Below are 12,581 nucleotides of genomic sequence, written 5' to 3'. Positions count from 1 at the left end.
CGGCTTCGGGGGCGGGAACAGGGCCTCGCCGATGCGGGCGGCGGGCCGGTGCGCGTCGGTGCTCATCCCCGCCCCCTGGTCGTTCCGTCGTGGTGCCTGCCTCGCAATGCCCGCCACTCTACGGGCTGTTCCCCTCCGCGCGGGAACTCAGGGGCTACCCACCCGTAAACCCGTCTGGCAAGCTCGGGCCATGACTCCCCGCGCCGCCGACCGGGCCCGGTACGACCGGGCCACCGCCCACCTCGACGCGCCCGTCGCCATCGTCGACCTGGAGGCCTTCGACGCCAACGCCGACGATCTCGTACGCCGGGCCGGCGGCAAGCCGATCCGGGTGGCGAGCAAGTCCGTTCGGTGCCGGGCGCTGCTCGAGCGGGTCCTGGCGCGCGCGGGCTTCGCGGGGATCATGTCGTTCACGCTCGACGAGTCGCTGTGGCTGGCGCGCGCCGGGTTCGAGGACGTGCTGCTCGCCTACCCGTCCGCCGACCGGACCTCGTTCGGCGAGCTGGCGAACGATCCGAAGCTCGCCGGCGCCGTGACGGTGATGGTCGACGACACGGCGCAGCTGGACCTGATCGACGCGGCACGCGCGGGCGGCGGCGAGGAGATCAGGGTCTGCCTGGAGCTGGACACCTCGCTCCGGCTGCTGGGCGGCCGGGTGCGGATAGGAGCGCTCCGCTCGCCGCTGCGCGAGCCCGCGCAGCTCGCCGAGCTGGCCCGCTCGATCGCCCGCAGGCCCGGTTTCCGGCTGGTCGGGATCATGGCGTACGAAGGGCATGTCGCCGGGGTCGGGGACGCGGTCGCCGGACGGCCGCTGCGGTCCCGGGCGATCCGGCTGATGCAGTCGGCCGCCCGCAGGGAGCTGGAGTCCCGGCGCGCGGCCGTGGTGCGCGCGGTCCGGGCGGTGGCGCCGGACCTGGAGTTCGTCAACGGCGGCGGGACGGGCAGTGTGCAGCACACGGCGGCCGAGGAGGCGGTGACCGAGATCGCCGCCGGTTCCGGGCTCTACGTGCCGCGCCTCTTCGACAACTACACGTCCTTCACCGGCCGTCCGGCCGCCCTCTTCGCCCAGCCCGTCGTGCGCCGCCCCGGCGTCGGCGTGGTGACCGTGCTCGGCGGCGGCTACCCCGCGTCCGGCGCGGCGGGCGTGGACCGGCTGCCCGTCCCGTACCTGCCGGAAGGGCTGCGCTACGACCCGCAGGAAGGCCCGGGCGAGGTGCAGACGCCGCTGCTCGGTTCGGCGGCCGACGACCTCCTCGTCGGGGACAAGGTGTGGTTCCGGCACGCGAAGGCCGGGGAGCTGTGCGAGCGGTTCGACAGCCTGCAGCTGATCGAGGGCGACCGGATCACGGCGACGGTACCGACGTACCGGGGCGAGGGCCGCACGTTCCTGTAGGCCTGGACGGCGCCCGGCGACGTCCCGTACGACAGCGGGCGCCCGGCGACGTCCCGTACCACAGCGGGCGCCCGGTGCCGTCCCGTACGGCCGCACGGCGCCCCCTCCTGGAGATCGGGGCCGCCCCCGGTCACGTCCCCGGGGTGATCGAGCTGCCCACTCCCCCGTTGGTGTCGCTGCCGATGGGGCGGATGCCGCGCGTGATCTCGTCCATGAGGGCGAGCGACGGTCCGTCCGTGCCCGCGTCGAAGACGAAGCGCACCACGACCGGGGACTCGCTGCCCGCCGGGGAGGCGAAGGCGAGCGACTGGACGTAGCCGCCGGGGCCCTTGTCGGTCGTGACCTGCCAGCGGACCAGGTAGCCCGTGCGGCCGGCGACGGCGGCGGGCCGGGCGGCGACGACCTTGTGGGACACCATCCTCCCGTAGGGCAGGCTGCCGAGGACGTCCTCCTCGTAGGTCTCCTCGGCCGCCAGTTCGATGTCCTCCTTGGCGATCGCCTCGGGGGTCGAGGCGTCGGTGCCCGAGACCGTGTGCGAGGAGACGGTGCCGTGGCGGCACTGCTTGGTGCCGGCCCCGTGGCACGCGTAGGTGCCGACGGTCGTGATCGTCGGCGCCGGGCCGGAGTGGTACTCCGGCTTCTCCCAGCCCTTGAGGACCGGGAGCGTGATGCCGTTGAGCTGGTCCACGACCTGGGTGGGGTTCTCGTCCTCCTCCTCGGCGGGCTCGCCTCCGGTGGTGGAGTAGGACGTCGCGGTGGGCGTGCTCGTGGCCGCCGTCGGGCCCGCCGTGGGCGGGTCCTCCGGGTCGTCGCCGCCGAACACGACCACGCCCGCGACGACGGCCGCGACCACGGTCACCGCGATCGCGCCGAGGACGGCGGCCCGGCTCCGCCCGCCCCCGTGCACGGGCGGCGCCGGCGAGACGACCGTGGACACGGCAGGGGCCTGCCGGGTGTGTGCCGTCCAGTTGGTGCCGTCCCACCATCGTTCGACGGTGGGCACGGCCGGGTCCGGATACCAGCCGGGAGGCGTCGTCATGCTCATCCCGCAAGCCTAGGGCCCGCTGGACCGGCCCTACAGCGGGGTCACGTACGCGCCCGAGATGCCCCCGTCGACGAGGAAGTCGGTGGCGTTGATGAAGGAGGAGTCGTCGCTCGCGAGAAAGGCCACGGCGGCGGCGATCTCCTCCGCCTCGGCGAACCGGCCCACGGGAATGTGCACCAGACGGCGCGCTGCGCGCTCCGGGTCCTTGGCGAACAGCTCCTGCAGGAGAGGGGTGTTGACCGGTCCCGGGCAGAGCGCGTTGACCCGGATGCCCTCGCGGGCGAACTGCACGCCCAGTTCGCGGGACATGGCGAGCACCCCGCCCTTGGAGGCGGTGTACGAGATCTGGCTGGTGGCCGCGCCCATGACGGCGACGAACGACGCGGTGTTGATGATGGAGCCGCGGCCCTGTCGCTGCATGTAGGGCAGGGCGGCCTTGCAGCACAGGTACACGGAGGTGAGGTTGACGTCCTGGACGCGCTTCCAGGCTTCGAGACCGGTGGTGAGGATGGAGTCGTCGTCGGGGGGCGAGATACCCGCGTTGTTGAAGGCGATGTCGACGGAGCCGTAGGTGTCGAACGCGGTCCTGAAGAGCGCCTCGACCTCCTCGGGGTCGGTGACGTCGACCCGCACGAAGATGCCGCCGACCTCCTCCGCCGCGGCCTTTCCGGCGGTCTCGTCGATGTCGCCGCAGACGACGTCGGCGCCCTCGGACGCGAGACGGCGGGCGGTGGCCAGGCCGATGCCGCTGCCTGCGCCGGTGATGACGGCGGTGCGGCCGACGAGGCGGCGGCAGATGATGTCGTTGCTCTCGTTGCTCACAGTGCGGGGCCCTCCGTGCTGATGAAGACGTTCTTGGTTTCGGTGAAGGCGGTCAGTGCGTCGGGGCCGAGCTCCCGGCCGAGGCCGGACTGCCCGTAGCCGCCGAAGGGGGTCCAGTAGCGGACGCTGGAGTGGGAGTTGACGGAGAGGTTGCCGGCCCGGACGGCGCGCGAGACGCGCAGGGCGCGGCCGACGTCACGGGTCCAGATCGAGCCGGAGAGGCCGTAGTCGGTGGCGTTGGCGAGCCGTACGGCGTCCGCCTCGTCCTCGAAGGGCAGGACGACGGCGACCGGTCCGAAGACCTCCTCGACGGCGCAGGGGGCGTCCTCGGCGACGTCGGTGAGGACGGTCGGCGGGAACCAGAAGCCGGGGCCCTCGGGCGCCTTGCCGCGGATGCCGGGGAGGGTGTCGGGGACGTACGCCCGTACGCGCTCCAGCTGGGCCCTGGAGATCAGCGGGCCCATCTGGGTCCTCTCGTCGGCCGGGTCGCCGACGACGATCTCCTCGACGGCGGGGGTGAGGAGCTCCAGGAAGCGGTCGTACACGCCGCGCTGGACGAGGATGCGGGTACGGGCGCAGCAGTCCTGGCCGCTGTTGTCGAGGAAGGACATGGGAGCGGCCGCGGCGGCGGCCTCGATGTCCGCGTCGGCGAAGACGATGTTGGGGCTCTTGCCGCCGAGTTCGAGCGTCACCCGCTTCACCTGGTCGGCGCACTTCGCCATGATGCTCCTGCCGACCCGTGTCGAGCCGGTGAAGACGATCTTCGCGATGCCGGGGTGTTCGACGAGCGCGTTGCCGGCGACGGCTCCCTCGCCGGGGAGGACCTGGAAGAGGCCCTCGGGGAGCCCGGCCTCCAGGGCGAGTTCGGCGAGCCGGAGCGCGGTGAGCGGGGTGGTCTCGGCGGGCTTGAGGATCACCGCGTTGCCGGCGGCGAGGGCCGGGGCGGTGGCCCAGGCGGCGATCGGCATGGGGAAGTTCCAGGGCGCGATCACGCCGACGACGCCGAGGGGTTCGAGGATCGTGACGTCGAGTCCGCCGGCGACGGGGATCTGCCGGCCGCTCAGCCGCTCCACTCCGCCTGCCGCGTAGTCGAGCAGGTCGCAGACGTTGCCCGCCTCCCAGCGGGCGTTGCCGAGGGTGTGGCCGGCCTGACGGACTTCGAGGAGGGCCAGTTCCTCGGTGTGGGTGTCGACGACGGCGGCGAACCGGCGCAGCAGCCGGGCGCGGTCGGCGGGGGCGGCGGCGGCCCAGCCGCGCTGAGCCGCCGTCGCCCGTACGACGGCGGCGTCGACGTCCTCGGGTGTGGCGGCGGGGACGGTGGCGACGACCTCCTCGGTCGCCGGGTTCAGGACTGAAAGTTCGTGCGGCAACTCGTTCCTCACATGCGTTCGAAGGAGCGGCGCAGCTCCCAGTCGGTCACCGCGGCGTCGTACGCGTCCAGTTCGACGCGGGCCATGTTGCGGTAGTGCGCGACGACCTCGTCGCCGAAGGCGGCCTTGGCGATGGGGCTGGTCTCCCAGAGCTCGGCGGCCTCGCGCAGGGTGGTGGGGACGTGGGCGTGGTCGGCGGTGTACGCGTTCCCGTCGCAGGCTGCGGGCAGTTCGAGCCCCTGCTCGATGCCGTAGAGGCCGGCGGCGACCAGGCCCGCGACGGCGAGGTGGGGGTTGACGTCCCCGCCGGGGAGGCGGTTCTCGAAGCGCATCGAGCGGCCGTGGCCGACGACGCGCAGGGAACAGGTGCGGTTGTCGACGCCCCAGGCGACGGCGGTGGGGGCGAAGGAGCCGGGCTGGAAGCGCTTGTAGGAGTTGATGTTGGGGGCGTAGAGAAGGGAGAAGTCACGCAGGGCGGCGAGCTGGCCGGCCAGGAAGTGGCGCATGATCTCCGACATGCCGGCAGGGCCGTCGCCGGCCATGACGTTGTGCCCGTCGGCGTCCTGGAGGGAGAGGTGGATGTGGCAGGAGTTGCCCTCGCGCTCGTTGTACTTCGCCATGAAGGTGAGCGAGACGCCCTCCTGGGCGGCGATCTCCTTGGCGCCCGTCTTGTAGACGGCGTGCTGGTCGCAGGTGACGAGCGCCTCGTCGTACTTGAAGGCGATCTCGTGCTGGCCCGGGTTGCACTCGCCCTTGGCGGACTCGACGGTCAGGCCCGCACCGGCCATCTCGTTGCGGATCCGCCGCAGGAGGGGCTCGACACGGCCGGTGCCGAGCACCGAGTAGTCGACGTTGTACTGGTTGACCGGGGTCAGGCCGCGGTAGTTCGCGTCCCACGCCTGCTCGTAGGTGTCCTTGAAGACGATGAACTCGAGCTCCGTGCCGACGTGGGCGGTGTAGCCGTGTTCGGCGAGCCGTTCCAGCTGGCGGCGGAGGATCTGGCGGGGTGCGGCGACGACGGGCGACCCGTCGTTCCAGGCGAGGTCGGCGACGAGCATGGCCGTACCCTCGTTCCACGGCACGCGCCGCAGGGTGGAGAGGTCGGGGCGCATGGCGAAGTCGCCGTAGCCGCGGTCCCAGGAGGACATCGCGTAACCGTCGACCGTGTTCATGTCGGCGTCGACGGCCAGAAGATAGTTGCAGCCCTCGGTGCCGTGTTCGAGGACGTCGTCGAGGAAGAACGGTGCGGCGAACCGCTTGCCCTGGAGCCGTCCCTGCATGTCGGGGAAGGCGAGGACGACCGTGTCGATCTCACCGCTGGCGACGAGGGAGCGCAGCTCCTCGACGGAGAGCGGGGCTTTGCGGTCTGCCACGGGATGTACTCCTCCTTGGGTCAGCCGGAAGCCATAAGGTATTGCCGAAGACCATTGCTTGGGAAGGGGAAACGGGAACGTGTCCAGTACGAGTGAATCGCCCGCCCCGCAGGTTGACCGCCTCACGCCCGTGCTGCGGCCGGTCCGGGCGGGCAACGGCTTCGAGGAGGCGCTGGAGCAGATCCTCCAGGTGGTACGGCTCGGCCTCGTCCCCGGCGGCGGCCGGCTGCCCGCCGAGCGGGAGCTGGCCGACCGCATGGGGATCAGCCGCGTCACCCTGCGCGAGGTGCTGAAGGTCCTCCAGGAGCAGGGGCTCGTGGAGAGCCGGCGCGGGCGGTACGGCGGGACGTTCGTGCTGCACCGGCCGCAGACGGCCGACGAGGACGAGCTGCGGCGCCGGATCGCCTCCGTCGACGTGGAGGACACCCTGCGGTTCCGGGAGGTCCTGGAGGTCGGCGCGGCGGGGCTGTGCGCGGCGCACGGCCTGGACGACGAGGGCGCGGACCGGCTCCGTGCGGCGCTCGCGGCCACGCACGACGCCACGCTGGACGACTACCGGCGCCAGGACACGCTGCTCCACCTCACGCTGGCCGAGCTCTCCGGCTCCCCGACGCTCACGGCGCAGTACGCCGCCGTGCGGGCGACGGTGAACGACCTCCTGGACTGCATCCCGCTGCTCGTACGGAACCTGGAGCACTCCCAGCACCAGCACACGGCCCTGGTGGAGGCGGTCCTGGACGGCGACGCGGACGGGGCCCGCGAGGTGATGCGCGAACACTGCGGGGGCACTGCGGCGCTGCTGCGCGGCTTCCTGACGTGAGGGCACGCACGCCGGCCCGGCGAGCCGAGCCCGGAGAGGAGGAGCCCGCGTAACCCGAAAGTAACGCACGGGGGTTGCGTTCCAGCCGGGGGCGGCGCAAAGGTATGGCACCAATCCATTGGGCCCGACGCGGGAGCTGACGCTGCCATGACGCTCGAAGACACCACCGGGAACAAGACAGCACCGGACGACTACCTCGAACGCCGGGCGCTGCGCCGCGGCAGCGCCGGCTGGCTGCTGCTCACGGGCCTCGGCGTCGCCTACGTCGTCTCCGGCGACTTCTCCGGCTGGAACATCGGTCTCTCCAAGGGCGGCTTCGGCGGACTGGCGATCGCGACCGTCCTGATGGGCGCGATGTACGCCTGTCTCGTCTTCGCGCTCGCCGAGCTCTCCGCCATCCTGCCCACCGCGGGCGGCGGTTACGGCTTCGCGCGCCGGGCGCTCGGCACCTGGGGCGGCTTCCTCACCGGCACCGCGATCCTCATCGAGTACATCCTCGCCCCCGCCGCGATCTCCATCTTCATCGGCGACTACGTCGAATCGCTCGGCCTCTTCGGCCTGGAGTCCGGCTGGCCGGTCTACCTCGCCTGCTTCGTGATCTTCATCGGCATCCACCTCTGGGGCGTGGGCGAGGCGCTCCGCTTCAGCCTGATCGTGACGGCGATCGCCGTCGCGGCCCTGGTCGTCTTCGCGCTGGGCGCGCTCAGCGACTTCCACGTCGACGGACTGAACGACATCCCGGCCGACACCGGGGCCCTCGGTTCCAGCTCCTGGCTGCCGTACGGCCTCCTCGGGATCTGGGCCGCGTTCCCCTTCGGCATGTGGTTCTTCCTCGGCGTCGAGGGCGTGCCGCTCGCCGCCGAGGAGGCCAAGGACCCGGTCCGCTCCATGCCCAGGGCGCTGGCGATCTCGATGGGCATCCTGGTGGTGCTCGCCGTGATGACGTTCGTCGCCTCGACCGGGGCGCGGGGCTCGGCCGCCATCCAGGAGGCGGGGAACCCGCTGGTCGTGGCGTTGCAGGGCGACGGGGACCCGACGGCGCTCAGCCGGTTCGTGAACTACGCGGGCCTCGCCGGACTCGTCGCCTCGTTCTTCTCGCTGATCTACGCGGGCTCGCGCCAGCTCTTCGCACTCTCCCGGGCGGGCTACCTCCCGCGTTTCCTCTCGCTGACCAGCCGCCGCAAGTCGCCCTACCTGGGGCTGCTCATCCCCGGCGCCATCGGCTTCGCGCTGGCGGCGGGGACGGGGAACGGCGCGCGGATGCTGAACATCGCGGTGTTCGGCGCGACCATCTCGTACGCGCTGATGGCGCTCTCGCACATCGTGCTGCGGCGCCGCGAGCCGCATCTGCCGCGGCCGTACCGGACCCCCGGCGGCGTCGTGACCTCGTCCGTGGCGTTCGTCCTGGCCCTGTCGGCGCTGGTGGCGACGTTCCTCGTCGACAAGGACGCCGCGTTCATGGCGCTCGGGGTGTACGCGATCGCCCTCGCCTACTTCGCGTTCTACAGTCGGAAGCACCTGGTGGCCAAGGCGCCGGAGGAGGAGTTCGCGGCGCTCGCGGCGGCCGAGGCCGAGCTCGAACGCGACTGACCACCGTCGTTCCCTCAGGAGGAGAATCCGTGTCCAAGCCGCTCATCGGCGTGACGACCTATCTGGACCAGGCCCGTTGGGGCGTGTGGGAGATGCCCGCGGCGCTGCTGCCGGCGCGCTACCCGCGTCTGGTGCAGGCGAGCGGCGGCCTCGCGACGATGCTCCCGCCGGACGACCCGTCCGCCGCCGCGTCGGTGGTGGCGCGGATCGACGGTCTGGTGGTCGCGGGCGGGGCGGATGTCGAGCCGGTACGGTACGGGGCCGAGCCCGACCCCCGTACCGGCCCTCCGGCCCGGGCCAGGGACGCGTGGGAGCTGGCCCTGATCGAGGCGGCGCTCGCCGCCGGCACGCCGGTGCTGGGCATCTGCCGGGGCATGCAGCTGCTGAACGTGGCGCTCGGCGGCACGCTCGTCCAGCACCTGGACGGCCATACGGAGGGGGTCGGTGTGATCGGCCGCCACACGGTGAAGCCGGTCCCGCTGACGCGGTACGCCTCCCTGGTCCCGGAGACGACCTCGGTGCCGACCTACCACCACCAGGCGGTGGACCGCCTCGGCGACGGCCTTTCCCCCTCGGCGTACGCGGAGGACGGCACGGTCGAGGCGATCGAACTCCCGGCCCCGACCTGGGCCCTGGGCGTCCAGTGGCACCCGGAGATGGGCGACGACCTCCGCGTCATGCGGGGCCTGATCGCGGCGGCGGGCTGAGGCCCCCGGGCCCTCGCCCTCACCCCGTCGGCGTCGGCGTCGCCCTCGTCAGGGACAGGAGGTCGCGGGCCGGGCCCGTGGGGCGGTGACCCGTGGGCCAGACCGCGCGGAGGTCGCGGCGGAGCAGGACGCCCTCCACCGGGACCTCGACCAGGCGGCGGGAAGCCAGCTCCTCCGCGATCGCGAGTTCGCTCAGCACCGCCGGTCCGGCCCCACTGACCGCCGCCGCCTTCACCGCCGTGGTGGAGGCGAGTTCGAGCAGCGGCTGCGCGAGGCCGCCGTGCGCGGAGAGCGCGGAGTCGAGCACCTGGCGGGTCCCCGACCCCCGTTCGCGCAGGATCAGCGGGGTCGCGGCCAGCTCCCCCGGGTCGAGCGGCCTGCGGCGGCGGGCCCACACGTGGGACGGCGCGGCGACCACGACGAGCCGGTCGCGGGCGACGACCGCCCCGTCCAGGCCCTCGGGCACGGCGAGCCCCTCCACGAACCCCAGGTCCGCCTCGTCCGCGAGCAGCCGCTCCGCGACCGCCGCCGAGTTCCCCGCCATCAGTGACACCGCCGTGTCCGGCCGGTCCCCGCGCAGCGCGATCAGCCAGCCGGGCAGCAGGTACTCGGCGATCGTCATCGACGCGGCCACCCGCAGCCGCGAGTCCCGCCGCCCCCGAAGCGCCTGCGCCCCCGCGTCGAAGGCCTCCGCCGCCTCGACGATCCGCCGCGCCCAGTCCGTGACCAGCGCCCCCGCGTCCGTCAGCCGTGAGCCGCGCGGCGAACGGTCCACCAGGGCGACCCCGAGCTGCCGTTCCATCGAACGGATCCGGCTGCTCGCCGCGGGCTGGGTGATGCCCACCTCGCGGGCGGCCCGCCCCAGACTGCCGTGGCGGGCGACGGCCAGGAGCAGTTCGAGCGCACCGAGGTCGGGGACCCGGTGGGCCAGGGGTGCGGGCCGGCTCGTCTCACTGCTCATAAAGGCAGCTTATGACGTCATAGCACCAAGATCCCTGGTCGGGCCCGCGCGGCCGCGCGAATCTGGGGCCATGGCAACACTCGCACCTTCGCTTCCGGCCCCCCTCGCCACCACCCCCGGCGTACGGGCGGCCGCGGTCCGTCACCTCGGTCCCCACTGGTACGCCTCGGTGATGGGCACCGCCATCGTCGCCAACGCGGGAGCGACGCTTCCCGTGCACGTCCCCGGTCTGCGGACCGCCTGCACGGCCGTCTGGGTCCTCTCCGCCGCGATGCTCCTCACCCTGCTCACCGCCCGTGCCGCGCACTGGATCCACCACCGCGACCGGGCCAGGGAGCAGCTGATGGACCCGGCCGTGGCCCCGTTCTACGGCTGTCTGGCGATGGCGCTGCTCGCGGTCGGCGCCGGTGGGCCGATCGTCGGCCGGGACTGGATCGGCCTCCCCGCGGCCGTCGCCCTCGACACGCTCCTGTACACCGCCGGCACGGCGGTCGGCCTGGCCGCCGCCGTGGCGATCCCGTATCTGATGGTGGTGCATCACAGGGTCGAGGGCGCCTCCCCCGTGTGGCTGCTGCCCGTCGTCGCGCCCATGGTCTCCGCGGCGGTCGGCCCGCTGCTCCTGCCGCACCTGCCCGCCGGGCAGCCCCAGCAGACGTTCCTGATCGCCTGCTACGCCATGTTCGGCATCAGCCTGCTCGCGACGCTCGTCATGCTGCCGCTGGTCTTCGGCCGCCTGGTGACCGGCGGCCCTCTGCCGCTCGCACTCACCCCGACGCTCTTCCTGGTCCTCGGACCGCTGGGCCAGTCGACCACCGCCGCGAACAAGTTCGCCGACGTCGCGCCGGGTGTGCTGCCCGCTCCGTACGCGCACGGCTTCGCCGCCTTCGCCGTCCTCTACGGCGTCCCCGTCATGGGCTTCGCCCTGCTGTGGCTGGCGCTGGCCGGAGCGCTGGTGCTGCGGGCCCGCCGTCGGGGCATGGGGTTCGCGATGACCTGGTGGGCCTTCACCTTCCCGGTCGGCACCTGCGTGACGGGCGCGGAGGGGCTCGCCCGGCACACGGGCCTCGCCGTCTACGGCTGGCTCGCGATCGCGCTGTACGTCTTCCTCGTCGCGGCCTGGCTGGTGGCCGGATTCCACACCCTGCGCGGGCTGTTCAGCGGTGCGCTGCTCGCAGCTCCCGGGCGAGGACCCGGGGCGCCTCGGCCAGTGACGGCCCGTACCAGGTGAGATGGCGTCCGCTGACGAGTGCCGCGGCGGCCTCGGGGAACGCCTCGGGGCCGTCGTCGCGCGTGAAGCGGTACGGCTCGTCCGGCAGGACCACCAGCTCGGCGCCCGCCGACCGGAGCTCGTCGAGCGGGACGCGCGGGTAGCGCTCGGGGTGGGCCGCGTACACCTGCCGTACGCCGAGACGAGCGAGCAGGTCGCCGGCGAAGGTGTCCCGGCCGAGGACCATCCAGGGCCGGCGCCAGATCGGCACGACGGCTGTCAGCGGCGGGCCGGACACCTCGACGGCCGCCCACGCCTCCTCCGCCTCGTCCAGCCAGCGCGGCCGGCCGGGGACGCCGCAGGCCCGCAGCACGCGGTCCAGCTCGGCGAACGCCTGGTCCAGCGTGCGGACCTCGGTGACCAGGACCTCGATCCCGGCGCCGCGCAGCGCGGCCAGGTCGGGGGCCCGGTTCTCCTCCTCGTTGGCGATGACCAGGTCGGGGCGGAGTGCGGCGACGGCCGTGACGTCGGGGTTCTTGGTGCCACCGATCCGTACGACGTCGAGGTCGGGCGGGTGGCTGCACCAGTCGGTGGCGCCGACGAGCAGGCCGGGCGCGGTGACGGCGACGGCTTCGGTCAGCGAGGGGACGAGGGAGACGACACGGGCCGCCGGGCTCATGTGTCCTCGGCCTCGATGTGCTCGGCGACGGCGACGACGACGAGGCGGGTGCCGGGCTCGGTGGCGCGCCAGCGGTGCCGTACGCCTCCGGAGAGGTAGAGCGTGTCGCCGCGCTCGAGCCGGTACGCCCGGCCTTCGGCCTCGACCTCGGCGGAGCCGTCGGCGACGAACAGCAACTCGTCGTTGCGGTGCTGGAATTCACGGCCCGCGTCCCGCTCGCCGGTGAACTCCAGCGCGTGCAGCTGGTGCCGGCCGCGGACCAGGGACCGTACGCCGGAGGGCATGGCGTGGGGGTGCTCGTCGGCCCGGACGACGTCGACGGTGCGGGCCGCCTCGGCGGCGGCGAGGAGGTCGGCGGCCGTGGTCTCCAGGGCGCCGGCGACGAGGGAGAGGGAGCGGTCGCTGGGGCGGGCCCGCTCGTTCTCGATCTGGCTGAGGAAGGGCACGGACAGTCCGCTGCGCTTGGCCACGACGGCCAGCGTCAGCTGGAGGGCCCTGCGGCGCCTCTTGACGGCCGCGCCCACGCGTGGTGAGTCCTTCTCGTCCACGTCCGCTCCCTCCCGTGCCTCGGTGCCGCGTACTGGTCGGTTAACTGAACCTTACGCAGCTTTGGC

12 protein-coding genes are annotated in these 12,581 nt (G+C 73.1%); 5 read left to right on the top strand and 7 right to left on the bottom strand.

Features of this window, described 5'->3' with window-relative positions:
- Positions 1 to 190: 190 nt before the first annotated feature.
- Positions 191 to 1,393: an amino acid deaminase/aldolase gene (locus tag ACF1G2_RS20590; RefSeq protein ID WP_391799651.1), complete on the top strand. Its 1,203-nt coding sequence runs from the start codon at positions 191 to 193 to the stop codon at positions 1,391 to 1,393.
- A 130-nt stretch (positions 1,394 to 1,523) separates the two neighbouring features.
- Here ACF1G2_RS20590 and ACF1G2_RS20585 read toward each other — a convergent pair whose 3' ends face one another.
- The 4 genes from ACF1G2_RS20585 to ACF1G2_RS20570 are packed head-to-tail and all read right to left on the bottom strand — an operon-like array spanning position 1,524 to position 6,003.
- Positions 1,524 to 2,438, bottom strand: a complete 915-nt coding sequence (locus ACF1G2_RS20585; protein ID WP_391799650.1) for a DUF2510 domain-containing protein — start codon at positions 2,436 to 2,438, stop codon at positions 1,524 to 1,526.
- A gap of 30 nt (positions 2,439 to 2,468) precedes the next feature.
- The gene (locus ACF1G2_RS20580) at positions 2,469 to 3,260 is read right to left on the bottom strand and encodes a 3-oxoacyl-ACP reductase (RefSeq protein WP_391799649.1); all 792 of its coding nucleotides are present in this window, start codon (positions 3,258 to 3,260) and stop codon (positions 2,469 to 2,471) included.
- The gene (locus ACF1G2_RS20575; protein ID WP_391799848.1) at positions 3,257 to 4,672 is read right to left on the bottom strand and encodes an aldehyde dehydrogenase family protein; all 1,416 of its coding nucleotides are present in this window, start codon (positions 4,670 to 4,672) and stop codon (positions 3,257 to 3,259) included. The genes ACF1G2_RS20580 and ACF1G2_RS20575 overlap by 4 nt, the downstream gene beginning before the upstream one ends.
- Positions 4,639 to 6,003 carry a glutamine synthetase family protein gene (locus ACF1G2_RS20570; protein WP_391799648.1) on the bottom strand — a complete coding sequence of 455 codons (1,365 nt, stop codon included), beginning with the start codon at positions 6,001 to 6,003 and terminating at the stop codon, positions 4,639 to 4,641. Before ACF1G2_RS20570 ends, ACF1G2_RS20575 begins: the two co-directional genes overlap by 34 nt.
- A 79-nt stretch (positions 6,004 to 6,082) precedes the next feature.
- Between ACF1G2_RS20570 and ACF1G2_RS20565 the strand changes: the two genes are divergently transcribed.
- From ACF1G2_RS20565 to ACF1G2_RS20555, 3 genes are all read left to right on the top strand, one after another.
- Complete coding sequence (locus ACF1G2_RS20565; RefSeq protein WP_391799647.1) at positions 6,083 to 6,823, top strand: FadR/GntR family transcriptional regulator; 741 nt, start codon at positions 6,083 to 6,085, stop codon at positions 6,821 to 6,823.
- 147 nt (positions 6,824 to 6,970) lie between these two features.
- Complete coding sequence (gene eat, locus ACF1G2_RS20560) at positions 6,971 to 8,413, top strand: ethanolamine permease (protein WP_391799646.1); 1,443 nt, start codon at positions 6,971 to 6,973, stop codon at positions 8,411 to 8,413.
- Positions 8,414 to 8,442: 29 nt separating this feature from the next.
- Positions 8,443 to 9,120 carry a gamma-glutamyl-gamma-aminobutyrate hydrolase family protein gene (locus ACF1G2_RS20555; RefSeq protein ID WP_391799645.1) on the top strand — a complete coding sequence of 226 codons (678 nt, stop codon included), beginning with the start codon at positions 8,443 to 8,445 and terminating at the stop codon, positions 9,118 to 9,120.
- Between the two features lie 19 nt (positions 9,121 to 9,139).
- Here ACF1G2_RS20555 and ACF1G2_RS20550 read toward each other — a convergent pair whose 3' ends face one another.
- Positions 9,140 to 10,081, bottom strand: a complete 942-nt coding sequence (locus ACF1G2_RS20550) for a LysR family transcriptional regulator (RefSeq protein ID WP_391799644.1) — start codon at positions 10,079 to 10,081, stop codon at positions 9,140 to 9,142.
- Positions 10,082 to 10,151: 70 nt separating this feature from the next.
- Here ACF1G2_RS20550 and ACF1G2_RS20545 point away from each other — a divergent pair, with 70 nt between their 5' ends.
- Complete coding sequence (locus ACF1G2_RS20545) at positions 10,152 to 11,309, top strand: TDT family transporter (protein WP_391799643.1); 1,158 nt, start codon at positions 10,152 to 10,154, stop codon at positions 11,307 to 11,309.
- On the opposite strand, the gene ACF1G2_RS20540 is transcribed toward ACF1G2_RS20545, so the two are convergent.
- Both ACF1G2_RS20540 and ACF1G2_RS20535 read right to left on the bottom strand, forming a co-directional pair.
- Positions 11,236 to 11,967 carry a helical backbone metal receptor gene (locus ACF1G2_RS20540; protein ID WP_391799642.1) on the bottom strand — a complete coding sequence of 244 codons (732 nt, stop codon included), beginning with the start codon at positions 11,965 to 11,967 and terminating at the stop codon, positions 11,236 to 11,238. The genes ACF1G2_RS20545 and ACF1G2_RS20540 overlap by 74 nt on opposite strands.
- Complete coding sequence (locus ACF1G2_RS20535) at positions 11,964 to 12,515, bottom strand: helix-turn-helix domain-containing protein (RefSeq protein WP_391799641.1); 552 nt, start codon at positions 12,513 to 12,515, stop codon at positions 11,964 to 11,966. Before ACF1G2_RS20535 ends, ACF1G2_RS20540 begins: the two co-directional genes overlap by 4 nt.
- Positions 12,516 to 12,581 lie beyond the last annotated feature (66 nt).

The sequence above is a fragment of the Streptomyces sp. NPDC013457 genome, from assembly GCF_043089925.1.
Lineage (GTDB): Bacteria > Actinomycetota > Actinomycetes > Streptomycetales > Streptomycetaceae > Streptomyces.
This window is presented reverse-complemented; position numbering and strand designations above follow the sequence as displayed.